This window comes from Variovorax sp. PEI5, from assembly GCF_056679935.1.
The window spans coordinates 1,181,830-1,205,992 of record NZ_CM155257.1; the positions used below are offsets into that span (position 1 = coordinate 1,181,830).

The 24,163-nt window shown below is 60.0% G+C and carries 21 protein-coding genes and 1 tRNA gene; 9 read left to right on the forward strand and 13 right to left on the reverse strand.

All coding sequences use genetic code 11. The annotated features are described in order from the left end of the window. Positions 1-17 precede the first annotated feature (17 nt). From AC1MLT_RS05420 to AC1MLT_RS05450, 7 genes are all read right to left on the reverse strand, one after another. On the reverse strand, positions 18-752 hold the full coding sequence (locus tag AC1MLT_RS05420; RefSeq protein ID WP_481034250.1) for a fimbria/pilus periplasmic chaperone: 735 nt from the start codon (positions 750-752) through the stop codon (positions 18-20). A gap of 58 nt (positions 753-810) precedes the next feature. Further along, on the reverse strand, positions 811-1,500 hold the full coding sequence (locus tag AC1MLT_RS05425) for a DUF1120 domain-containing protein (protein WP_481034251.1): 690 nt from the start codon (positions 1,498-1,500) through the stop codon (positions 811-813). Positions 1,501-2,335: 835 nt separating this feature from the next. Then, positions 2,336-2,869, reverse strand: coding sequence for a hypothetical protein (locus AC1MLT_RS05430; RefSeq protein ID WP_296311221.1), 534 nt, complete (start codon positions 2,867-2,869; stop codon positions 2,336-2,338). A 107-nt stretch (positions 2,870-2,976) separates the two neighbouring features. Further along, entirely contained in the window at positions 2,977-5,382 is a 2,406-nt protein-coding gene (locus AC1MLT_RS05435) for a fimbria/pilus outer membrane usher protein (RefSeq protein ID WP_296311219.1), read from the reverse strand. 235 nt (positions 5,383-5,617) lie between these two features. Next, positions 5,618-6,352, reverse strand: a complete 735-nt coding sequence (locus AC1MLT_RS05440) for a fimbria/pilus periplasmic chaperone (protein WP_296311216.1) — start codon at positions 6,350-6,352, stop codon at positions 5,618-5,620. Positions 6,353-6,680: 328 nt separating this feature from the next. Next, the gene (locus tag AC1MLT_RS05445) at positions 6,681-7,361 is read right to left on the reverse strand and encodes a DUF1120 domain-containing protein (protein WP_296311213.1); all 681 of its coding nucleotides are present in this window, start codon (positions 7,359-7,361) and stop codon (positions 6,681-6,683) included. A gap of 1,719 nt (positions 7,362-9,080) precedes the next feature. Beyond that, positions 9,081-9,156: transfer RNA gene (locus AC1MLT_RS05450), tRNA-Asn, on the reverse strand. An 858-nt stretch (positions 9,157-10,014) separates the two neighbouring features. On the opposite strand from AC1MLT_RS05450, the gene aat reads away from it, so the two are divergent. Genes aat through AC1MLT_RS05465 form a run of 3 tightly spaced genes read left to right on the forward strand, consistent with a single transcriptional unit; the run spans position 10,015 to position 12,349 of the window. Then, a complete protein-coding gene (gene aat, locus AC1MLT_RS05455) occupies positions 10,015-10,755 on the forward strand; it encodes a leucyl/phenylalanyl-tRNA--protein transferase (protein WP_296307220.1) in 741 nt (246 codons plus the stop codon). Positions 10,756-10,770: 15 nt separating this feature from the next. Next, positions 10,771-11,520 (forward strand): arginyltransferase, encoded by a 750-nt coding sequence (locus tag AC1MLT_RS05460; RefSeq protein WP_481034252.1) that lies wholly within the window; start codon positions 10,771-10,773, stop codon positions 11,518-11,520. A 31-nt stretch (positions 11,521-11,551) separates the two neighbouring features. After that, positions 11,552-12,349, forward strand: coding sequence for an IclR family transcriptional regulator (locus AC1MLT_RS05465; protein WP_296307218.1), 798 nt, complete (start codon positions 11,552-11,554; stop codon positions 12,347-12,349). A 45-nt stretch (positions 12,350-12,394) separates the two neighbouring features. Here AC1MLT_RS05465 and AC1MLT_RS05470 read toward each other — a convergent pair whose 3' ends face one another. From AC1MLT_RS05470 to AC1MLT_RS05495, 6 genes are all read right to left on the reverse strand, one after another. After that, positions 12,395-13,549 carry a serine hydrolase gene (locus AC1MLT_RS05470; RefSeq protein ID WP_481034253.1) on the reverse strand — a complete coding sequence of 385 codons (1,155 nt, stop codon included), beginning with the start codon at positions 13,547-13,549 and terminating at the stop codon, positions 12,395-12,397. A gap of 450 nt (positions 13,550-13,999) precedes the next feature. Next, a complete protein-coding gene (gene leuA, locus AC1MLT_RS05475) occupies positions 14,000-15,703 on the reverse strand; it encodes a 2-isopropylmalate synthase (RefSeq protein WP_481034254.1) in 1,704 nt (567 codons plus the stop codon). A gap of 177 nt (positions 15,704-15,880) precedes the next feature. Next, a complete protein-coding gene (gene pssA / locus AC1MLT_RS05480; protein ID WP_296307216.1) occupies positions 15,881-16,705 on the reverse strand; it encodes a CDP-diacylglycerol--serine O-phosphatidyltransferase in 825 nt (274 codons plus the stop codon). A gap of 162 nt (positions 16,706-16,867) precedes the next feature. Beyond that, complete coding sequence (gene ilvC / locus AC1MLT_RS05485) at positions 16,868-17,884, reverse strand: ketol-acid reductoisomerase (protein ID WP_296307215.1); 1,017 nt, start codon at positions 17,882-17,884, stop codon at positions 16,868-16,870. Positions 17,885-18,032: 148 nt separating this feature from the next. Beyond that, positions 18,033-18,524, reverse strand: coding sequence for an acetolactate synthase small subunit (ilvN, locus tag AC1MLT_RS05490; RefSeq protein WP_296307214.1), 492 nt, complete (start codon positions 18,522-18,524; stop codon positions 18,033-18,035). Positions 18,525-18,653: 129 nt separating this feature from the next. Then, on the reverse strand, positions 18,654-20,438 hold the full coding sequence (locus tag AC1MLT_RS05495) for an acetolactate synthase 3 catalytic subunit (protein WP_296307213.1): 1,785 nt from the start codon (positions 20,436-20,438) through the stop codon (positions 18,654-18,656). A gap of 277 nt (positions 20,439-20,715) precedes the next feature. Between AC1MLT_RS05495 and AC1MLT_RS05500 the strand changes: the two genes are divergently transcribed. The 6 genes from AC1MLT_RS05500 (at position 20,716) to AC1MLT_RS05525 (ending at position 24,157) form a co-directional block, all read left to right on the forward strand. Then, positions 20,716-21,282 (forward strand): RNA polymerase sigma factor, encoded by a 567-nt coding sequence (locus AC1MLT_RS05500; protein ID WP_481034910.1) that lies wholly within the window; start codon positions 20,716-20,718, stop codon positions 21,280-21,282. Continuing rightward, positions 21,279-21,740 (forward strand): DUF3619 family protein, encoded by a 462-nt coding sequence (locus tag AC1MLT_RS05505; protein ID WP_296307211.1) that lies wholly within the window; start codon positions 21,279-21,281, stop codon positions 21,738-21,740. The genes AC1MLT_RS05500 and AC1MLT_RS05505 overlap by 4 nt, the downstream gene beginning before the upstream one ends. 87 nt (positions 21,741-21,827) lie before the next feature. Beyond that, on the forward strand, positions 21,828-22,478 hold the full coding sequence (locus AC1MLT_RS05510) for a DUF3106 domain-containing protein (protein WP_481034255.1): 651 nt from the start codon (positions 21,828-21,830) through the stop codon (positions 22,476-22,478). Between the two features lie 11 nt (positions 22,479-22,489). Next, a complete protein-coding gene (locus AC1MLT_RS05515; protein WP_481034911.1) occupies positions 22,490-23,065 on the forward strand; it encodes an RDD family protein in 576 nt (191 codons plus the stop codon). Positions 23,066-23,081: 16 nt separating this feature from the next. Continuing rightward, positions 23,082-23,510: a diacylglycerol kinase gene (locus AC1MLT_RS05520; RefSeq protein WP_296307208.1), complete on the forward strand. Its 429-nt coding sequence runs from the start codon at positions 23,082-23,084 to the stop codon at positions 23,508-23,510. Between the two features lie 56 nt (positions 23,511-23,566). Continuing rightward, on the forward strand, positions 23,567-24,157 hold the full coding sequence (locus tag AC1MLT_RS05525) for an LOG family protein (protein ID WP_481034257.1): 591 nt from the start codon (positions 23,567-23,569) through the stop codon (positions 24,155-24,157). The last annotated feature ends 6 nt before the right edge of the window (positions 24,158-24,163 follow it).

Below are 24,163 nucleotides of genomic sequence, written 5' to 3' on the forward strand. Positions count from 1 at the left end.
ACTTTGAGGCGCCCGGTCTAGGGCATGCCGCCGTCGGAGAGCTGGATCTCGTAGGGCTCGACCGAGATGCCCCAGGGCGAAGCGGGCTGGATGCGGATGGCTCGGACCGAGGCGGCTTCCACGTCCGGCGGCAGACCCACCGCGATGTGTTCGCCCGGCAGCACGTAGGTATTCGCGAGCAGGCGGATCGGCATCCTCTGGGGAAGCAGTTCCCCCTCGCTCCTGAGACGTGCGACGAAAGGGCTGTCGTTGCGGATCTCCGCCACGCCCGAGGCCTTGCGCACGATCTTCAAACGCTTCCAGGGCTCGGGGTCCTGTTCCAGGCCCGGGGGCGAGATCACCAACGGAATGACCTGTCGCACATTGATGGCCACTCCACTTCCCTTGGCGCGACTGTCCTGGGGCGGTATGCCTTCGAAGCTCACGCGCTTCAGGTACTGCTTGGTGATTCCCCGGGCCGATTCCGCAAGGACGAACCGCACGATCTGATGTCCGTTGGCCTCGACGCGCGTGACCTGCGGCAAGGCAAGCACCGTGAGCGATTCACTGCCTGGCAGGTCCTGGACCGTGACATTCATCAGCAACGGCACCGGATCCGTGTTCCTGACCGTCATCTGGGCCTGGCCCTCTCCAGCGGACAGTCGGACGATGGTCGTATCGGGTTGGATTCCGGTCGCGCCGACGCCGACGAAATGGCCGGCAATCAGGCAGCGCAAGAAGATGCGGAGCGCGGGCCTGACGATGAAAGACATCGCGCTCACGAATCACACGCCCATGCGGCTTTTCTTGATTCGCCTGTACCGCCATTCATCAAAGGTATTCCAGCGAAACCGTCGACGATCCATCCAGCTTGATCTCGGAGGCAGATGTATCGACCAGGGATTTGCTTACGTAGGCATTCACATAAAGAGTAATTGCAGCACTATAAATCGCAGTAATGGACGTATCCGGGGCGGAAATCTTGAATCCATAATAACCATTGTTCTTGAATTTCCCCACCGCTCCATCGACATCGTAGTAATTCCACGAAGGAGGAATGGAAGCGGAATAAGCATATCCACCTCCATTAGTCAACGAACCCGAAGCAGTCGTCGCAATCTGTGAAACAAGGCCGTCGAGACTGTATATACCAATATTTTTTCCGGCACTTACACCCAATCCAAAACGACTCGGAATCGAAGCATTGCTATTGATGATGCTTTCTGATTTGTTATCGACCCAGTGCAAGACAACGACCGTTGGACTCGCGCAATTCACTTGCAGATTTATGCTTTTCTGTCCCAAATCGTACAGTGGAATATCTGTCCCCAGCACCGCCTTCTTCTTTACGTCGTTCGTTTGTAATTTTCCATAGTCCACAGTCGCACCCGCACTCCCACCCAATGAGATGCTGCAGGCTTCCGGCGATATCGTTCCGGTCACCGTCAAATTGGCGCTCGCGGCTTGGACCCCTGCACACCCCAACGCCACCGCACCTGCAATCATCGATTTCTTGATCATTCCTGCTCCCTACCCTTCATGGATTTCGCTTATTGGAAAAATACTGCTCGTTTCTTTCGAAATTGAATTCATGGCGACCTACGAGGACTTCGCCAAATTCAACAAGCCATTGCAAAACGAGTCTGGATTTTTCGCTCGCCGCTCAGCGACGCGAGATCATGATTAATAATTGATCAGAATTTTTCGGCCTACAAGAGACTCAGCGTTTCTCAAGAATGCCGATCATTTAAGAAAAACATCTACATGCAAAAATTCTCACAGCATTTCTTGTAGGCCGTCACGTGTATTTCATTCAAAAAGTCAGCGGATTTTCTTCATAGAAACGGGAGTTGCCATCCTTTTGATGGATGTCCCTGGACCCGCCATGAGGATGGGGGTGCCGCGATTCGCTAGAAAGTCGACAACGATTCTGTGACCCGCACATCGTTTATAACGTTGCACTTCTTCGGAAGCTCGAGTCCGGCATTGGCAATGCAGCAGGATTTGAACGAATGGCATGGCGACCCTCATGGATGTCGAACGACCCGGCGGTCGCGGACGCCGGTCGTCCAGCCATCACGCATGCGAAACTCGGAGCGAAACCATGCAATCGAAGCACCGATGGCAAGGAATCAATCTTTCCCCGATTCGCTTGGTTCAAATGCCGCGCGGTGATGGAACTTCCTGAGCATTGGCCTGGACGGTTTTCGATCCAAGGTTCTTGCGGGAAAAGATTGGAGAGTTACGGGTGTCGCTTGTTCGAACATGAGGTTTTGGCGACCGGAGGCATGCGGCCCTGGAGAGTCGGATCGCGACGTCTTCGGCGATGCCGCTCGAAGCCGAGGAAATGCGCCGTTCAAGGCAGGCTCACGGCCATGTTGAATCCGAAGGGCGTGGCGCCGACCGGCTCGAAGCCGGGACTTCTCAGCAAGGTCTGGATCTGCAGGTCGACCAGCAATGTCTTCCGCGCGTCGCCCTCGCTCGATACACCGCGGAGATCGACGCTCAACGTGCCTGGTCCCGCCAGAGTCAACGGTCCTTGTGTGGCCAGGGTGGTGGCAGGTCCTCCTGCGGGCGTGAAGGTCATCGGCACGGCCCGACCGCCGGCGACGACCTGCCGCACCGTGATCCGAGCCGCTCCCGCCCGTTCGGCGCCAGCCACCATGGACCCCCAGCGCACCAGACCCGGGACATCCAACGCCATGGGCAGGAGCACATTGAGCTGCCGGACGTCCGGTCGGTCATCGCAGCTCGCTCGCAATGCCACGGTCCTCGTTCCGGCCAGCTTGTGACCGGCGAGCTGCGCGTCGGGTAGCGACGAATAGGTCCTGGATCCCATGTCGACGTGAGTCGAGGAAAAGGTCAAGGAATCACACTTGGCCATCGCCATGAGCGGGACGATCGCCCATGCGCTTGCCCACAGTCCAGGCCATGGGAGCCGACGAGTCCAGGAAGTCCGATGAGTCCGCGCCGGACGCCGCGGTCGAAGAGTCGTCGTCATCTGCATGCTGCCGTTCCGCTCTCGAATAATTCGCCCTCGCCGCGTGCCCGCGTGCGGACGTCCTGCAGCATGCAGCGCTGACCGGTGGGCAGCTCCACATACAGGATGTCGTCCTCCTGCATCCGATCGACCATCACCCGGCCGCCCCGGGCCGTGGACGAGAAGAACTCGTTGCCGCCACGCAGCACCGGCAGCCCCGCCGGCAGCACGACGTCCTGGGCATCCGTGACGGTGAGCAGCACCCGCCGCACGCGTCTGGCATCCATGGTCATGTCCAGGACGGCACCACGCCCAGCCCGGACCACCTGTGAGGGATCGGCCACATCGACATTCAGCGCCTTGCCGGTCAAGGCGGCCTCGAGTCTCGAAGCCTGGTAGGCGAGCAATGCCGGCACGGCGACGATACCGCCAGGGCCCGACCACACGGGTCCCTGGGGCGTATCCACCTTCAGGCCCACCACGTTCCCGGTCCTGATGACGCCGAACGTATCCTGTACCGGATAGGGCGAGAAGCCCACGCCCGAGGGCGTCGCCAGCATGCTGCCCGTGATCTCCCCGTAGTAGCTGCGCCCCGTCTGGCGATCCGACAGGCCCAGCGACACGGATGCATAGCGCGGTAGCACGTTCACCGATCCCGAGGCCTCCGTGCCGGGGATCCCGCTCGAGCGCTCGGCCGACAAGCGATAGGCCACCGTGTCGTTCACCCGCTGGTCGATGCTGGCGCCGTAGTAGGTCACATCGTCGGTCCTGCGTCCGTACGAGCTGATCGTCACACCCGAACCCAAGGCGATCGACAAATTCACATACACGTAGATCGGCGCCCGCTGAACACCATAGGGGGCGAATCCCGCGCTTTCGGCGGAGGCGGTCGTCGTGCTGCTGCGCGACACACCCACCTGCAGGCTGACCTGTCGCCAGCCTACTCCCCAGGATGCGGAATATGTCGTGCCAGGCTGGGCGTCGAAATAACTCGTGCGCGTGATGCCCGCCGACACCGCGCCCCAGCCTTCGAGATTCATGGAGACCGTCGCGCCTGCCTGCGAACGGGCGCCCGACCCTGAGATCGGCGCCTGGATCACGCTGGCGGCTTCCTGCACCGTGCGATATCCCGCCGAGCGCAGATTGCCCGACACGCCGACCGACACGTGTTCACCGATCAGCCACGCGAGCGCCGCGCTTCCCTGGGCACCGTTCCGGTCGCGTCCACCGTCGCGCGAGGCCACCATCTGCGCAAAGCTGCTGACGTGGGGCGCGACCTTCCAGTTCGCGGCCATGGCGGCCGATGCGTATTGCCTGGAGAGCAGACCGCCCAGGGTGCCAGTGAGACTGCCGCGCGCCCAACCGTAGGCACCCGTCACCACTGGCACGTTGTCATAGCTGCGCACATCGGCCGCACTCCACAACTGCCCCGCGGCCATCGTCAGGCCCTCGTTCTGGGTGTTGTCGGACAGCAGCAGCAGCGAGGCCGCCGGCACCGTCATGATCTGCTCGTTGCCGTTCTCCTCGACGATGCTGACCCGCAGGTCGCTCGTCTTGTCCACGAGTGGATAGTCGCTCACCGTGAAAGGTCCGGGAGGCACGACCGTCGAATGGAGCAGCATGCCGTTCTGCCTGATCTCCACCCGGGCACGCGTGGCGGCCACGCCGGAGACCGGATAGTTGCGCAACTGCTTCAAGCCGCGTTCCGGGAACCATTGCGCGCCCGTGAGAGGCAATCCGGCGAACAATGAACCACGCGTGGTGATGCGTCCGGCCTGCAGCACCTGCTTGTGCTCGACGAATGTCCTCTGCGCATAGGCGGACTGCCATCGGTAGTGGCCGATGCCGGCGTTCTGGCTGTACATCTGATGCGAGCGAACGATCCAGTCGCCGGCATTGAAACCCAGTTCGGTGTCCAGATAACGCGAAGCATTCTTCTGCGCACCGATCGTCCGGCTTTCGTAGGCGTAGGCACGATAGTTCAGGAGAGCGCCCACACCACCCGTTTCCATGCGCTCCGGATGCGACATGGCCATCATGTCCTCGGGTGGGACGGTGATCTCGACAGCGCCTTCACTGGGACGCAACACAATCACTGCTCGGGGCGCGTGGACGCGCTGGTCGGGACAGTCGCCGACGGCGGATGCACCGGCCTGCACGCCTCCAGGCCTCTCCACCGCCTTCAGGCCCAGCGATGCCGCCAGTGTCGCGGTGATGCACAGACGACCCGTGGCATCGAAACTGGTGCGCCTGCGGCCGATGTCGTCGCCATTGACATTGAAGGCGACCCACTGGGCGCCCATCTGGAATCGTGGCCCGTCTCGGAAATACTCACCGATTGTCGGACTCAGTCCGCGCTCGCGCAGGATCTCGAGATCGAACTGGACCGGCCTCGCTTCCTCATCGGACTTCGAATGATCCAAAGCCGCGAGTCTCGAAGACTGCCGGGGCCCTTGGGACGACGACGATGCATCGGCCGGCGGCGGTGCGAAGGTCGTCGAGTCTTGCGCCTGCGTGGACGTGCAGCACGCACCCGCTGCCAGAACCACACTCGTCAACGGTCCATGCATGCGTTCCCGCAACGCTTTGAACGCCGTTTCATGCCGACTCGACGGCGGAGGGGAGCACGACGACGAAAGAACACGCTGATCGATCCGGCTAACGCGTCTCATTGCCCGCCACGTGGATTTCGTAGGGATTCACCGAGTATCCCCAAGGCGACGCAGGCGAGATCCGCACGGCCGTGACCGCACTTGCCATCACATCCCGGGGCAGTTCGAACGCGATGTGTTCGCCCGGCAGCACGTAGGTGTCGACGAGCAACTGCACCGGCGTATTCATCGGAAGCAATTCCGCCTGGGTCCTCAATCTCACGACGAATGGGCTGTCGTTGCGCAATTCCATCGCACTCTCACTCTTGCGAACGATCGCAAGTTGAGTCCAGGGCTCCGCTTCCTGCACCAATCCAGGCGGCGAGATCACCAGGGGAATGATCTGACGCACATTGACAGCCAGAACCGCCTCTTTCGGCCCGCTGGTCTTCGGCGGGATGCCTTCAAAACTCACTCTCTTCAGATACTGCTTCTTGATGTCGGGAGCAGATTCGGTCAATACGAAACGAACGATCTGCCGACCATTTCCCTCGACCCGTGCCACGCTGGGCAGGGGCATGACCGTGAGCGACTCGCTTCCAGGCAGGTCCATCACGACCACATTCATCAACATCGGCAAAGCCTCGGTGTTGGTGACTGCCATCTGGGCCTGTCCATCGCTCGCGGACAATTGAACGATGGTGCTGTCCGGCTTGAGTCCCGTCGCGCCGGCCAGCCACGAGATCGAGACACCCCAGCAGATCAAAAGCGCAGCACGAACCGCATGAAGAATGGACGACATGATGAATCGGGAAAACAGTTGAAAAACCGGATCTCTGACGCACATCTCTATCGCAGATCGAAAAATCGTTGCTCGACATATCCATAGCGCCAGCAGGATGATTTCCAGCCATGGCTGAGCGTTCTCGATCAGCGGGAGGCATTGGGAATCCGCACCGACATGCGGCGCACATTCCGAGTCGGCCGGATTCCACCTCCCTCAATCACCATCGAGATCTCGCGAACGACCTGATCGAGGGCCCGCGATGAGAAGCGTCGCACGACGCCTCGATGGAGATCGTTGAGCCCGGCCGAGGGGCTGCGGCACGGGTCGAGGTCGAATCAATGCCTCAGACGTAGACCATCTGGATGGTCGTCGCACCGGCGAGTGAGAGATTGCCGACCAAACCATCGATCGCGCGCGTACTGACTTTGGTGGATATCCTCAAGGTACCCGACAGACGCGTGATAGGGGTGAGTTGAGCAGTCCGTGTGGTCCCTGTGGAGAACGAAGTCACGCTGAGTTGCGACAGATACCCGCTTGGAACATCCGACGACTGATAGATCCACGGGCCTCCGGACATGTCCCTGATCAACGAGCTTCCCGCATTGTTGGGAGTCCCCCCCCGCGTCAGGCCGATCTGGATGGAATGCGTCTGTATTTCATAAAAGCCGATTGGCTGTGTCCCAGAAAGTCCGAGCCCGAACTTGATGCCCGGTCGGGTCAGTCCGTTCTCCTTGGTGGTTGCTCTGTTGTCGAGGACTGAAAGCCCGACACGCGTGGCCGATGGGCAATTGACTTCGATGGCGATGTCCTTGTTCGGTAGCGTGTAATGGGTTCCAAACCACAAGTCATACGACCTCACGACCGATGCCGTGAGGGTGCCGTAGTCCACATTGCCGTTGTTTCCGAGCGCAATGGTGCAGGCATCGGGTGTGACGGTCCCCGTCACGCTGATGTTGGCGCCCACTGCATGAGCCCCAAGAGAAACGGAAAGGACAGCACCGGCAATCAATGATCTTTTGAACATTTTCCAGACCTCACAAGTGAATGAGCTGTCAAAGACAGCGATTGATGAAATTGCAACCCGCACATACACCACGGAGTTTTACTTTTGTATTCGCATGCATCCTCCATACAGTGCACGAACAATTTATACCTCTCGAAAATCTGTGACGTGAATTATTTACTTAAACCGATCACATCTTCCATGCGTAATCCTAAGAAACCTCCCATTCCTTGATAAGAGTCAGCCATGTCAAATAATTTTTGAAAGAATTAGATCGATATAGGAATGACTAATTCTATTTTCTTAACTCTTTTGACAAAGTCTGCCGATATCCAAAAATATGCATCGCGCAACAAAGCACGCTCAAAAGCAAAACCCTGGAATTTTTTGAACGTCCACGGCTAGGTCAGGCGCGCGCGGGTGCATCCATGACATGTGCAAAAACAATTTCTCTGGCGACTCGCAAGCACGCGTGGTCTTCGTGTTGGCAAGTACCGACTCGTCTGCCGCTCGCCTCCGGTGAATGGACGAATCGCCAGATCGAGCAGGGCTTCGGCATGCAGATCTTTTCGCGTCCTCATTCACGACATGGCCACGACACGTGTTCCGTGTTGCCGCGGCACGCCATCATTTCGTCGATTTCCGGCTTGCTCCCGCTTGGCACTCTTCGATCACTCGTGCATGGACGGATGCACACGTGTTGGCATTTCACGTCTCCGTCACGGACTTTTCTCGGCAGTTGCTGGCCTGCGCCAACGGTAGGCCTCCAGCAACTTTTTCACCCGGTCCTGCGTGGGTCCTGCACTTTCACAAGCAATGGGAGCGATGGCTTGGGATTGTTGGGTTGGAGGTCCGTCCTCCATGGAAGGCGCGCATCCCTGACCTGCTTCCTCGTGGGGCCACGAGGCTTGGAGACGCCCGCTCAAGATGTGGTGTGACTCACTGCCAAAGAGCCGGCCGCTGGAACGACGGATGCCAACGACGTCGAGGCGATTACCTGCTGCAGCAGACGATGGAGATCCATCGTGCGCGGGTATCGATTGACATGGCGACCAGGACTTCGAGCCGCTTGCATGGAATACTGGCCTTCATTGGAGAGTCTCCGGTCACGTGGCCATTGCCGATGGTCAGTCCATGCAGGGGTCCCACGGCCTCCTCAGACCTTCCGACTTCAGGGATCAGGAGGCGTTAACCACAGACAGCATGTGGCTCACTGAAACCAGGCAGCACCGACAACTGCGTTCGACTTCCCTGCGCCATGGGTACCACGGCCAGCGAATGCATCGATGATGAAACTGCCAGATTCGTCCTCAGGGCAAGAGCCAGAAGATCGGCGTCGATGCTCAGCGCAGCAGCCTGGCACCACCGCGTGGCAGGGCCCATGATCCTGATCCACGGTCATGTTCATCAGGACGCGATGACCACTGGATTCTGGACTGCGGGATCGCATGAGTGCATGACCGCTGCGGCAGCTCGACTAAAGGATCGGTCGTCCATGGTCGAAGAATGCAGCTCATCGCATGCATCAATCCATGCAGTCGGAACGCGACAAGTCTGTATGTCTACCAAAGCAGACCGCATTCGATAGCCCCAGCAAACAGCCTTCGTGGTTTCGGTCGTACCAAGTTGGTTTGGGCTGGAGTGGACCGACAGCCGACAAGCTTCGAATCGAGCCCTGCAAATGAAAATGCCCCGCTATCGATGTGATAGCGGGGCATCCAGTGGCCTTGTGGCTTGTAGTGGCTCCTCGACCTGGGCTCGAACCAGGGACCTACGGATTAACAGTCCGGCGCTCTACCAACTGAGCTATCGAGGAACAAGCCTCAAATTATAGCACCACATTTTGAACTTTGTCCAACACGGCTCCAACATTCGAAGATTTCGCCCTGCGCCGACGGATCGCGCTCGTCGATGAAGAGAATGTCCGCGTCTTCATGGACTCCGCTCCCACGCCCCGTCCCGCGACGTGAGACCCAACTCGGCGTACCTTCCAGGCACCCACCTTCAAGCGGACGTGAAACTTCCGATCGAGACGCGGGGAACCGGCCTCATGATGCGCACACACCCGACCATGGACCAGATTGCCGCATGGAACAAATGCTTTCTGGTCCGAGGGCTCTGATCGATGTCGATGAACCCAGAAGACGAGATCAATGGTCGGACATTCATCCTTGCAGAATCCAGCCGACCACGAGTTCTACGCGGACATGCTGTTGACTATCGATCCCGGATCGCCCGATGCGGTTTCGCCAATGTACCCCTGCTGAAGCCGGCGAATCGAACAGCTCGATGTGCTCCATGATCGGCCAGTGCATCATTCAAGAGTTTCTTCGAATCTGCAGGTGCTCGCGAATCAGCGTATGTACCATCATCACCACCTCAGGCAGCATCAAGATATGCGATTTCAACTGAAGTCCGAGAAGCCACATTTTTGTATCCCTGCCCCATTCGACGCAGAACGGTCAGCGCAGCGTTCTGGAGTAGAACGAAGTTTGGAGCGGATCAAGGCGTTTCTGGCACCCATGGACCATTGAATTTGCCGGCGTGCCCTCACGACCCGTAATTCGATTGGATCGAAGCACCGTGAACGATGGCAATGCGTGGAACGACATGGCGCTATCTTCATCTACATGCCATGTGCGGAACCCATGGTCATACACATACATCTTGAATCATGAGCACCAAACTGCCCTGGCTCGAACCAGGTGAGCCAGTGCCCGAGCCAGCCAGCGCGTGGGGCGCGGAAGATCCCGTGCCCGGCCTGCTGGCCGCGGGTGGATCGCTCGACGTGGCGACATTGCGGAATGCGTATGGCAAAGCGGTGTTTCCTTGGTTCAGCGAGGGCCAACCCATCCTGTGGTGGAGCCCACAACCACGAATGGCACTCGCGCCGAGCGCATTCCGCCTTCATCGATCCATGAGGAAATCGTTGCAATCGTTCCGTTCCGCAAGCAACTGCGAGATACGCATCGACCACGATTTCGAAGCTGTCATTCGCGCTTGTGCGACCGCATCACGCAAAGGTCAAGACGGGACATGGATCGTCGACTCCATGATCGATGCCTACGTCACCCTGCATCGTGCCGGATCAGCACACAGCGTGGAGACTTGGATCGATGGAGAGCTGGCAGGCGGGTTGTATTGCGTCGCACTGGGCCACGCCATCTTCGGAGAATCGATGTTCGCCCACCGCACAGACGCATCGAAGACGGCACTCGCCGCGCTCGTCTGCATCTGTTTGCGTCATGACATTGGCATCATCGATTGCCAGCAAAATACGACGCACCTGGCGAGCCTGGGCGCCGGTGAGATCTCGCGCGAACAATTGGTGGCGCATGTAGCCCGCGCACGAGAGAAAGCTGATATAGACTGGCATTTCAAACCTTCCTATTGGTCTGAATTATTGCACCGTTAACTTTCTTCCATCGACGTGGCACATCTCAAGGAGCTTCCTCTGCATGCCTTGCAATTTTATGCAACGGCAGCCTATCCATGCAGTTACCTGCCTGACCGGCAAGCACGCTCTCAAGTCGCGACGCCTGGTCACCTGATCCACAGCGAGGCATATTCGGAACTCGTGCGCGACGGCTTCCGTCGCAGCGGCATGTTTACTTATCGTCCGTATTGTGATGGCTGCAATGCGTGCACGCCCTTGAGAATACCAGTCGACCGTTTCAGAGCCAATCGAAGTCAACGTCGGTCTTGGACACGTCATTCCAATCTGCAGGTGCGCATATTGAAATTGTGTTTTGTTCCTGAGCACTATCAACTCTATCTCCGATATCAGAGCCATCGCCATGCCGGTGGCGGGATGGATCACGACAGCATCGATCAATACACCCAATTCTTGTTGCAGAGCCGCGTGGATTCAAGACTCGTCGAATTCCGTACGATCGGCATCGACGGCGGCGCAGGAGAATTGAAGATGGTCTCCATTCTGGATGTGTTGGAAGACGGACTATCGGCGGTCTACACGTTCTATGAGCCGGATCCAGGCGCCGCTTATGGCATATATGGCGTTTTGTGGCAGATCGAACAAGCCCGTCGACTTGCCTTGGCCCACGTCTATCTCGGTTACTGGATTGCCGATAGCCCCAAGATGGCCTACAAGCGGACCTTTCGTCCCTGTGAAGTTCTTGTCGGAGGAAGATGGAAGGACGAAAGCGATTTCACAAGGTAAAATCGCGTCTCGGTCTTCTACGAGGTGCGACATGACTAAACCACATTCAGATATTCCAGCGACACCAGTCATCCAAGTCATCGAACGAATGTTCGCCCTCATCGACGTACTCGCTTCAAGAACCGATCCGATTTCGCTCAAGGAGATCAGTGAGAAGACTGGCCTGCACCCTTCCACGACCCATCGAATTTTGAATGACCTTGCAGTCGGTCGTTTCGTCGATCGACCGGCGGCGGGCAGTTATCGACTTGGAATGAGGCTTCTCGAGCTTGGCAATCTTGTGAAGGGCAGATTGAGCGTGCGTGATGCCGCGTTGGCGCCCATGCGCGAGTTGCACAAGATCACTCAGCAACCCGTGAACCTGAGCCTGCGTCAGGGAGATGAAATCGTTTATATCGAGCGTGCTTTTAGCGAACGCTCAGGCATGCAGGTCGTGCGCGCCATTGGCGGTCGAGCGCCGCTTCATCTGACATCGACAGGCAAGCTGTTTCTGGCCGCGGAAGAACCGCAGCGCGTACGCAGTTATGCGACCCGAACGGGTTTGGCAGGTCATACGCGAAACAGCATCACCCAATTGCCATTGCTGGAACGAGAGTTGTCCATGGCTCGACAGCAAGGTGTTGCGCGAGACAACGAGGAATTGGAACTCGGCGTGAAATGCATTGCGGCAGGCATTTACGACGATCAGAACAAGCTTATTGCTGGTCTTTCGATCTCAGCTCCAGCGGATCGGCTGGATGATAGCTGGCTACCGAAACTGCAGTCGACCGCCAATGAAATCTCGAGTGCGTTGGGCCGGCATACCGGAGTCCCAGACTTCACTTCATGATGTGTCTTGACGGGACATCGACCGATGTCCATCGAAGAAACGAGATCAGTCGCCCACAGAGTGAGACATGCTCGCAGCTTGCAGACTTGGTGACATCAGATGAGTGGCCTCGACCCAACGTCTCACGCGTTCCGCATCCCCGATACGACTGAGTTTTCCTGCCGAATCGAGAAAGACCATGATCAATTTGCGTCCGGCAATTTTTGTCTGCATCACGAGGCACTGGCCAGCTTCGGAGATATAACCGGTTTTCTGAACGCCAATGTCCCAGTCCGGACTCCTGACCAATCTGTTGGTCGTGTTGTACTGAAGCGTCCGATTGCCGATTGCCACCTGGTAGTTGGGTGAAGTCGAAAGCTCGCGAACCATCGCATTGGACGAAGCTGCGTTGACCAGGAGTGCCAGATCCTGTGCACTGGACTGGTTACGGCTCGATAGACCCGTTGGTTCCACGTACACGGTGTCGCGCATTCCCAGCATCTTGGCCTTGGCATTCATCATGCTGACGAAGGTTGCCAGCCCCCCCGGATAGGTTCGCCCGAGTGCGTGAGCTGCCCGGTTCTCGCTCGACATCAGCGCCAGATGCAGGAGCTCGCCACGTGAGAGGGTCGTACCGATGCGTAGACGCGAGCTGCTGCCCTTTTCGGTATCAACATCGTCCTGCGTGATAGTGACGAATTCATCCATGGGAAGACGCGCTTCGCTGATCAGCAAACCAGTCATCAATTTGGTGATGGAAGCAATGGGCAGTACGGCATGGTCGTTTTTGCTGAACAGGACCTCGCGCGTGTCCTGGTCGATCACCAATGCAGCGCTCGATTTCAGATCCAGCGCATCCTCGGTGCCATGAAGTCCTGCCATCTGCCCATACGACAGACGAGGTGTCTCTGCAAGTCTGACGACCGAGCGACGCTCAACGGCGACGACCGTCTTGCCACCGCTCTTGCGCAAGGTCGCCACGATGTTGCGCCCCGCGCTGACTGCCCGTCCCTCGGCGACAGCTGACTTCCTGGCCTTCGGCACCGCGACCTTGTGCCTGCTTTCGACCATGACTTGAGTCTTCTTCGCCGGGACCTGCTTCTTGGTGGCAGCCTGGGCGCTGGGCCATACGATGGCAGTCGCACACAATGCGATAGCTATCGCACGAAATGTTGACATCAGACGCTGGCTTGAAACTCGACTTACACGGGCTTCTGACATCAAAACTTCTCCAGCGACAACGAGTACGGCCCCGCAGTGTATCGAAATCAAAAAAAGCATGCAATGACAATTACTTGCGCTTCTTTCTTCATTCGAAACTAAAGGGCTACTTCTCATGCCGCTGTTTTCTTTAGCCAGCATTGAAACGGACGATGACCAGTGCGCGCTCGGGTACTTCGAGCCGACATCGAAGGCATGATCTCTTTGCCTTGTCGACGGCCTGGTCAGGCTGGGCGCTGCACGATCCACAGAGCCCTTCCGAAGCGTCCATGTTCACGCGCAAGCCAGTTGTAATTATTTTTTACTAACTAACCAAGCTCTTCTGACCCAGGAACACCGCTTGCCGGCAGCGAATGGCTGACACAGCCATTAACGGCCGACCCGAGTCGACCGCCCATGGCTGCATCCCACTGCGGAATGACCAAGGTTCAATCAGAGACTACTGATTCCTCAGGTCGTGGTTGCATTTCCAACCTCCGCCCATTGACCCGCACGCCGAGCACGCTCGAGTCCTGAAACAATCGCTTTCAGCGAGGCAGAAATGATGTTGGCGTCCTGACCAACGCCAAAGAGGGTCTGCTTTTCGTCGATGCGCAGTTCGAGATAGGCCATCGCCTGAGCATCCGCGCCTTCGCCGATCGCATGCTGGTGGTAATCGACCACGCGAACAGAATGCCCGGTCATCCTCGACACCGCATGGATGAAGGCATCGATCGGGCCATTTCCACGGCCCTCGATCTTGTGCGTCTCGCCATCCCACGTCAGATCCGCGCGGAGTGCAACGGACGGCACGCCATCCTCTGCCACGTCTTCCAACAGCCGGTGCTGCGGACCGACGACCGCCCGGACGCCATACTCCTCGTCGAAAATTCGCCAGAGATCGGCGGCGGTGAGCTCTTTTCCTGCCACATCCATGACGCGCTGAACGATCTGGCTGAATTCCATCTGCAACCGACGGGGCAACTCCAAGCCATATTCGCTTTCGAGCAGATAGGCGATGCCGCCCTTGCCTGACTGACTGTTCACACGGATCACGGCTTCGTAGCTCCGACCCACGTCCTTTGGATCGATCGGCAGATAAGGCAAGTCCCAGATGTCCCCATCCTTCCGCGCCGCGAACGCCTTCTTGATGGCGTCCTGATGTGAGCCGGAAAACGAGGTGTAGACCAGATCGCCAACATACGGGTGCCTTGGATGCACCGCCATCTGATTGCATTGCTCGACCGTGACCCGGATTTCATCGATGTTGGAAAAATCCAGACCGGGCGATACGCCTTGCGTATAAAGATTGAGCGCCACGTTCACCAGATCGAGGTTCCCCGTCCGCTCGCCGTTGCCGAAGAGGCAGCCCTCGATCCGGTCGGCTCCCGCCATCAACGCGAATTCACCGGCGGCAGTCCCGGTGCCGCGGTCATTGTGTGGATGGACCGACAGTACGATCGCATCGCGGCGCGCGAGATTGCGGTGCATCCACTCGATCATGTCGGCGAAGATATTCGGTGTCGAATGCTCGACAGTCGAAGGCAGATTGATGATGCACTTGCGTTCGACCGTGGGTGCCCACACGTCGGTCACCGCATCGACCACGCGTTTGGAAAAAGCCAGTTCAGTTCCAGAGAACATCTCTGGCGAGTACTGGAACGTCCATTGCGTCTCCGGCTGCTTCGCAGCGCATTCATTGAACATGCGCGCGTGCGTGGTCGCCAAGTGGACGATCTCGTCCTCGTCCATGCCCAGCACGACTCGACGCATGATCGGCGCCACGGCGTTGTAGAGGTGGACGATGGCGCGCGGCGCGCCTTGGAGCGCTTCAAACGTTCGCGCGATGAGCTGGTCGCGCGCCTGGGTCAGGACCTGCACCGTCACGTCATCGGGAATGCGATCCTCTTCGATGAGTTTGCGAACGAAGTCGAACTCGACCTGTGAAGCAGACGGAAATCCGATCTCGATCTCCTTGAAACCGATCGACACCAGCGTCTCGAACATGCGCATCTTCCGGGCGATGTCCATGGGCTCGACGAGCGCCTGGTTACCGTCACGCAGATCGGTCGACAGCCAGATAGGCGCCTTGCTCAGGACGGCATCGGGCCAGGTGCGATCCTTCAGGCCGATGGGTGCGAAGGCACGGTACTTAGTGTCGGGTTGCTTCAACATGACGATTCTTTCGGTGAAAGGAAAATCCACCAGCAACTCCAAACAAAACGGCCCGTTGCTGATGCGAACGGGCCGTTGGTAGGAATGCGCGCGCGCTACCGTCTCTGCCCGTGGGAGAGAATTAGTAGGGACAGCGGCATCTTGCTCATGGAGCCGAGGAATGTAGCACAGTGCTTTTTATTTGTGGAGCCCCCGCTCGTCTGGCTCGTCGGTCGACATGCTGATCAAGCTGACAGGCTCACCCTTGGCTTTCCGCCATGCATAGACCAGATAGCCGCTCAGTCCATAGACCACGAACACTCCGAACAGCACGGTCGGTGGATGAATGTTCACCACCGCGATGCCCAAGGCAATGAGCACAATGGATGCGAAAGGGACACTCCTTTTGACTTGCACGTCCTTGAAGCTGTAGAACGGTGCATTGGTGACCATCGTCAGACCCGCATAGAGCGTGAAAGCGAAAGTGATCCAGGTGATCTGCTTCCACGACAGGAACAGCACTTCGTCGCCACGCTTGCCCCATTCCGTCATCAGCCAGATGAAGCCTGCCACCAACGCCGCTGCCGCGGGCGACGGCAAACCCTGGAACCAGCGCTTGTCGACCGTGCCGGTATTGACATTGAAGCGCGCCAGACGCAGCGCGGCACAGGCACAGTAGACGAAAGCCGCGATCCAGCCCCAGCGTCCCAGGCCCTTGAGCGACCATTCGTAAGCGATCAGTGCCGGCGCGGCACCGAAAGACACCATGTCGGAGAGTGAATCCATCTGCTCGCCGAACGCACTCTGCGTGTTGGTCATGCGAGCCACTCGGCCGTCCAGACTGTCGAGCACCATGGCGGCGAACACACCCAATGCAGCCAGGTCGAAGCGCGCATTCATGGCCATCACCACCGCATAGAAGCCACCGAACAACGCCGCCAACGTGAACAGGTTGGGCAGAATGTAGATGCCCTTGCGACGCTTGCGCGGCAACGTGTCGTCGACCACGGTGTCGTCATGCATCGCAATCGCTCCCCGGATGCGGAGGTGCCGAGTCGGCACCGCACAGGCGCGCCGCGAAACAGGGTTTGAGGTTCATCGCAGGCAGTGTAGTTGAGGGCAGCGGAAGCCCAGAATGGAAAAGGCCACCGCGAAGGTGGCCTTGCGGATCCCGAAGCCTCGGACTCAGTTGCGGGTCTGGTCGACCAGCTTGTTCTTCTTGATCCAGGGCATCATGTCACGCAGCTTCTCACCGACGACTTCGATCTGGTGCTCGGCATTCAGACGGCGACGGCTGATCAGCGTGGGCGCGCCAGCAGCATTCTCCAGCACGAAGCTCTTGGCATATTCACCGGTCTGGATGTCCTTCAGGACCTGCTTCATGGCCTTCTTCGTCTCTTCGGTCACGATGCGCGGGCCCGTGACGTACTCGCCATATTCAGCGTTGTTGGAGATCGAGTAGTTCATGTTGGCGATGCCGCCCTCGTAGATCAGGTCGACGATGAGCTTGAGTTCGTGCAGGCATTCGAAGTACGCCATCTCGGGCGCATAGCCGGCTTCGACCAGCGTCTCGAAACCGGCCTTGATCAGTTCGACGGTACCACCGCACAGGACGGCCTGTTCGCCGAACAGGTCGGTCTCGGTCTCCTCGCGGAAGTTGGTCTCGATGATGCCGGCCTTGCCGCCGCCATTGGCTGCGGCATAGCTCAGGGCCAGGTCGCGAGCCTTGCCGGTCTTGTCCTGATGCACGGCCACGAGATGGGGCACGCCTCCGCCTTGCGTGTAGGTGCCACGCACGGTGTGGCCCGGTGCCTTCGGGGCGACCATCCAGACGTCGAGATCGGCACGCGGCTGCACGAAGCCATAGTGCACGTTGAAGCCGTGGGCGAAGACCAGCGAGGCACCTTCCTTGATATGGGGCGCCACGTCGTTCTTGTAGACGTTGGCGATCTGCTCGTCGGGCAACAGGATCATGACGACATCGGCCGACCTCACGGCCTCGGCCACCTCGGCCACCTTCAAGCCGGCCTTCTCGACCTTGGGCCAGGAGGCACCGCCCTTGCGCAGACCGACCACGACCTTCACGCCGCTGTCGTTCAGGTTCTGTGCGTGCGCATGACCTTGCGAACCATAGCCGATGATGGCGACGGTCTTGCCCTTGATCAGGCTCAGGTCGGTGTCCTTGTCGTAGTAAACCTTCATTTCGTTCTCCAGATGAATGTGTGCAGATGCAGTGTGGTGGTGCCGTTCGTGTCGAGCCTGTCGAAGGGCTCAGTGCAGACCCCGCTCGCGCGAGGGCTCCGACAAGCTCAGCCCGAACGTGCGACGGCTGAGCCCCGATGCATGATCGTCAGACGCGCAGGATGCGCTCGCCGCGACCGATGCCGCTGGCACCGGTGCGCACGGTCTCGAGGATGGCGCCACGATCGATCGCTTCGAGGAAAGCGTCGTTCTTGCCGTGGTCGCCCGTGAGTTCCACGGTGTAGCTCTTGTCGGTGACGTCGATGATGCGGCCGCGGAAGATTTCGGCCATGCGCATCATCTCTTCGCGCTCCTTGCCGACGGCGCGCACCTTGACCATCATGAGTTCACGTTCGGTATAGGCACCTTCGGTCAGATCCACGACCTTGACGACCTCGATCAACCGATTGAGGTGCTTTGTGATCTGTTCGATGACGTCGTCGGAACCCGCCGTGACGATCGTCATGCGCGACAGGCTCGGATCCTCGGTGGGCGCGACGGTCAGGGATTCGATGTTGTAGCCACGGGCCGAGAACAGACCCACGACACGGGACAAGGCACCCGCCTCGTTCTCCAGCAAGACAGCAATGATGTGTTTCATGTGTGCGAACTCCTCTTTTCGCCGCCCTCCCCCACGCACGGTAATGCGCAGGCTCGGCGGACAATAGATTCGTCGAAAGAAAGATTCGAAAAACCGGCAGCCGCCGATGCGGCTGCTGCCGGACGTAGCTCAAAGATCTTCCGAGCCCAGAAGCATCTCGGTGATGCCCATGCCGGCCTTGACCATCGGGAAGACGTTCTCGGTGGGATCGGTACGGAAATCCATGAACACCGTCCGGTCCTTCAGACGGCGCGCCTCGCGCAGCGCGGGCTCCACATCCTCGGGACGTTCGATCAGCATGCCGACGTGGCCATAGGCCTCCGCCAGCTTCACGAAGTTGGGCAAGGCATCCATGTAGCTATGACTGTAGCGGCCGGAGTACTCGATCTCCTGCCACTGGCGCACCATGCCCAGGTAGCGGTTGTTCAAGGCGCAGATCTTGATCGGCGTGTTGTACTGCAGGCAGGTCGACAACTCCTGGATGCACATCTGCACCGAACCCTCGCCGGTGATGGTGAAGACCTCGGCATCCGGCTTCGCCAGCTTGATGCCCATGGCATATGGAATACCCACACCCATGGTCCCCAAGCCGCCCGAGTTGATCCACCGGCGTGGTTCGTCGAAGCGATAGTACTGGGCTGCCCACATCTGGTGTTGACCGACGTCGGACGTGATGTAGGTCTCCACGTCCTTGGTCATGTTCCACAACGTCTCGACGACGAACTGCGGCTTGATGACATCGCCGTTGCCGCGGTCGTAGGCCAGACAGTCACGTCCGCGCCATGTCTCGACGGTCCGCCACCACTCGGCCAGCGCATCCGCATCAGGCTTGTGGGCCGCCTCGCGGATCATGGTGATCAGCTCGGTCAGCACGTCCTTCACGTCGCCGACGATCGGCACATCGACCTTCACGCGCTTGGAGATGCTCGACGGATCGATGTCGACGTGGATGATCTTGCGTTCGTTCTGCGCGAAGTGCTTGGGATTGCCGATCACGCGATCGTCGAAGCGCGCTCCCACGGCCAGCAGCACATCGCAGTTCTGCATGGCATTGTTGGCTTCGATGGTGCCGTGCATGCCCAGCATGCCGAGGAACTTGCGATCGCTCGCCGGATAGGCTCCCAGGCCCATCAGCGTACTGGTGACCGGATAGCCCAGCATGTCGACCAGCGTGCGCAATTCGTTGGTGGCATTGCCGAGCAGCACGCCACCGCCGGTGTAGATATAGGGGCGCTTCGCATTCAGCAGCAGCTGCAGCGCCTTGCGGATCTGACCTCCATGGCCCTTGCGCACCGGGTTGTACGAACGCATCTCGACCTTGTCGGGATAGCCGGTGTAGGCCACCTTCTTGAAGGACACGTCCTTGGGCACATCCACCACCACAGGGCCCGGTCGACCGCTGCGAGCGATGTGGAAAGCCTTCTTCATCGTCATCGCCAGGTCCTTGGGATCCTTGACGAGGAAGTTGTGCTTGACGATGGGACGCGTGATGCCCACCGTGTCGCATTCCTGGAATGCGTCGAGACCGATGGCCGCCGTCGGCACCTGACCCGAGATGATCACCATCGGGATGGAATCCATGTAGGCCGTGGCGATCCCGGTCACCGCGTTCGTCAGGCCCGGGCCCGACGTCACCAACGCCACGCCGACTTCGCCCGTCGCACGCGCGAATCCGTCGGCAGCATGCACTGCTGCCTGCTCGTGGCGCACGAGCACATGCTGGATGGTGTCCTGCTTGTAGAGCGCGTCGTAGATGTAGAGGACAGCGCCACCCGGATAGCCCCAGATGTATTGGACGTTCTCGGCCTGGAGTGCCTTCACCAGCACTTCGGCACCCATGAGTTCCTGGGGAGACTGAGCGGAATGGGCCGATGCGGCCACTGCAGAAGCGAGTTCTGCCTTCGAGATTTCCATGATGAACCTTTGTGTTTTTTCGGGCACGAAAAACCTTGGGTGCCCCTTGCCAACCCTCGTGAGGTCGCGTCGGGACTTGAGGCCAAAGCCATGGACGAACTCGATGCGTTTCGCCGGACAGTGACCCGTTTGCCTTTTGACTTGCAATGCGGATTATGACATTGACGCGATGCGACTCGATCTCCCCGATGGGGGCGGTGCCATAATCCGCGCAAAAAAGAACTCGACTGCCGCGGAAGACAGACCCCCACACGGCGCCACGATGCGCCCCTGCGACTTGGCTACCGAACAAGAACTTTCCGAATTCCTGAAGAGCGTCGAACGGCGGGCTTTCAAGCGCTCGGTCTACCACGTCAAAGATCAGGAAGCCGCGCTCGACATCGTGCAGGACAGCATGATGAAACTCGCCGAACACTATGGTGACAAGCCCGCACGGGAATTGCCGATGCTGTTCCAGCGAATCCTCTCGAATTGCACGCTCGACTGGTTTCGTCGCCAGAAGACGCGACGCGCCCTGTTCTCCACGATGGGCGATTTCGAGAACGCCGACGGCGATGGCGACTTCGATCTTCTCGAGAACCTGGCGTCCCCGATCGATTCCCGCGAGTCGGAGAGCGCAGAGGACGCCACGCGTCGCGCGCAGATCTTCAGGGAGATCGAAGAAGAGATCGCCGCCTTGCCAGGTCGTCAACGCGAGGCTTTCCTGATGCGTTACTGGGAAGAAATGGATGTGGCGGAAACCGCTGCAGCCATGGGTTGCTCGCAAGGCAGCGTCAAAACCCACTGTTCGCGTGCCGTCCACGCGTTGAGCAAAGCGCTCACGGCCAAGGGAATATCGCTATGAACATGTCGTCGATCACCGCCGGGGAGACTCTGTCACGGTCTTCGTCCGGCTCCCATCCTCCGATGTCCGCGGATGAGCGCTTCGCTCGCCGAATCGTGTCCCGCCTGTCCGAGGGCACGCAGGAATTGCCCCACGACGTCGTCGAACGGCTCCGCGTGGCACGGACCCGGGCGGTCTCGAATCGCCGTCGTCCGACCCGGCAGGTGACGACCGTCGGGAATTCCGGCGGCGAAGCCATGCTGGGCCTGGGCCAGGTCTGGTGGAACCGGCTGGGTGCCGTCATCCCGCTGGTGGCCTTGGTGGCAGGTCTGCTGGTTATCAGCGTCGTCCAGGACGACGATCGAGCCAGCGAACTGGCAGATGTCGACTCGGCGCTGCTCGCCGACGACCTGCCCCCGGCCGCCTATGCCGATCCCGGCTTCGCCCAGTTCCTCAAGAGCGACTCCTCCGCACGATAAGCGCCGACCTCGAGGCGACTGCCCGTCGTGCTCGATGCCTCGCTTCACCTCATTGCTCGGCTCATCCCGCTTCCAGGGTCCTCCACGGTGTCCTCTCTTCCCCTTTCGCTGCGTTGCGGTCTGAGCGTTGCATTGCTCGGCGGCATCGTTCTCGTCGCGTCGCACGGACGTGTCCATGGCCAGCCGCTGCCGGTTGCCCGCGTGGAGACGGGCGCATCGTCGCCGGCGAGGACAGCCATGCGAGCGGTGCCATCGCGGCCGGCATGGCGGGAGTTGACTCCGGAGCAGCAGCATGCGCTGTATCCACTGACGTTGGTATGGGATGAACTCTCGGAACAGCACAAACGCAAATGGCTGGCGCTTTCGCGCAATCATGCGAAGCTCTCGCCAGCCGAACAAGCCATACAGCACAGCCGCATGACGCAATGGGCCACTTTGAGCCAGCGGGAACGCGCACAGGCCCGCTTCAATTTCGCCGAGGTGAAGCAGCTTCCCGCGGACGAGCGCCGGGCCAAGTGGGAGGCCTACCAGGCACTCAGTGAGGACGAGAAACGCCGTCTCGCGGAGCGGGCGCCCGCCAGGCCGGTGGGCGTCGCACCGACGATCGCCCCCGTCCCGGCGCGCAAGCTCGCGCCGGTGGTCGCCCCGGCGTTACGGAACGGCACGTCCAGAGCCACGTCCCGATCGGCCGCTCCGCAGGAGTCCACGAAGAGGGCCCCCGATGCGCCATCGCTCTGAATCCGGTGACGATGCATCCTGAGCCCGGCACGCCCGTGATGGATACGGACACGACACTGCCGCCATCCCGCCTCACGACCAGCGAGCCTCCCGTGGCGCGTGACGTCCCGGGTCTGTGGCGGCGCATGGCCTGCTGGCTCTACGAGGGGATGCTGCTGTTCGCGGTCGTCTTCGTCGCCGGCTGGCTGTTCAGCACCCTGGGCCAGATGCGCGACGCGATGGATGCTCGTCGTCACCTGCTGCAGGCCTTTCTGTTCGTCGTCTTCGGCATCTACTTCGCCTGGTTCTGGTCGCGCGGCCAGACGCTCGCCATGAAGACCTGGAACCTCCGTCTGGTCGATCGGCATGGCCGAGCCGTCACCCAGGGCCGCGCCGCTCTGCGCTATCTCCTGTCCTGGGTCTGGTTCCTGCCACCCCTGGCGGCGATCGCACCGTTTCGCCTTTCCGGTGGCGAATCCGCCCTGCTCGTGGCCGGCTGGGTGATCGTCTGGGCCCTGCTCGCCCGATTCCATCCGGAGCGTCAGTTCTGGCACGACGCCTGGGCCGGCACGCGCCTCGTGAGCTCTCGACCCATGAGCCGCTCTTGAAGGGTCCGGGCACGTCATGAATCTTCTCGACGACGACCGGAAGGACCCAGGGCCCGAGGGCCCGGTCAATCCTCAGAAGACGCGACGGGGGCTGAACCGCATCGTCCACGCGGGCTTGATCTCGTGGGCCGGCCTGCGCGCCGGCTGGGGCGAGACGGCATTCCGCCAGGAAGCCGTTGCGGCCCTGGTGCTCGTGCCAGCGGCGTCCTGGGTCGGACGCGGCTGGGTCGAGATCGGCCTGCTCGCGTCGTCCGTGATGCTGGTCCTGATCGTCGAACTCCTGAACAGCGGCATCGAGGCCGCGATCGATCGCGTCGGCCCCGAATGGCATGCCCTCTCGAAGAAGGCCAAGGACCTGGGCAGCGCCGCCGTGCTGCTGTCCCTGCTGACCTGCGGTGCCCTCTGGGCCGCGGCGCTGTGGAGCCGTTTCGGTGGAACGCCCTGAGGTCCTCGGATCCGCTCGCCCGGGAGCCTGTCACGCATTGGCGGCATGATCACTGCATGAATCCTGCTTTTTCGATTTGCGTCTATTGCGGCTCGCGACCCGGCGAGCGTCCCGAATACTCCCAGGCCGCCGAGGCCGTCGGCCACTGGATCGGCCGGCATCAAGGTCAACTCGTCTACGGCGGTGGGAGGACCGGGCTCATGGGCACGGTGGCCGAAGCCACCCGCGCGGCGGGCGGTCGCGTGGTGGGCATCATCCCGCAGGCACTGGTGGACAAGGAAGTGGCGAACCGCGCCTGCGACGAGCTTCTGGTCGTCGATACCATGCATGAGCGCAAGGCCCTGATGGGCGAGCGCGCCGGTGCCTTTCTCGCCCAGCCCGGCGGGATCGGAACCTTCGAGGAACTGTTCGAGATCTGGACCTGGCGCCAGCTCGGCTATCACGACAAGCCGATCGGTCTCCTCAATGTCGCCGGCTACTACGACGGTCTGCTGGCCTTCATGGCCCACAGCGTGCGCGAAGGCCTGATGTCGTCCTGGCAGATGGATCTGATCCGCAGCGGCGACACGCTCGAGCCCCTGCTGGAAGCGCTGGTGGAGGAATCCCGCCGCCGACCATCCGACGATCGGTTGGCGGACGTGGTCTAGCGAGAC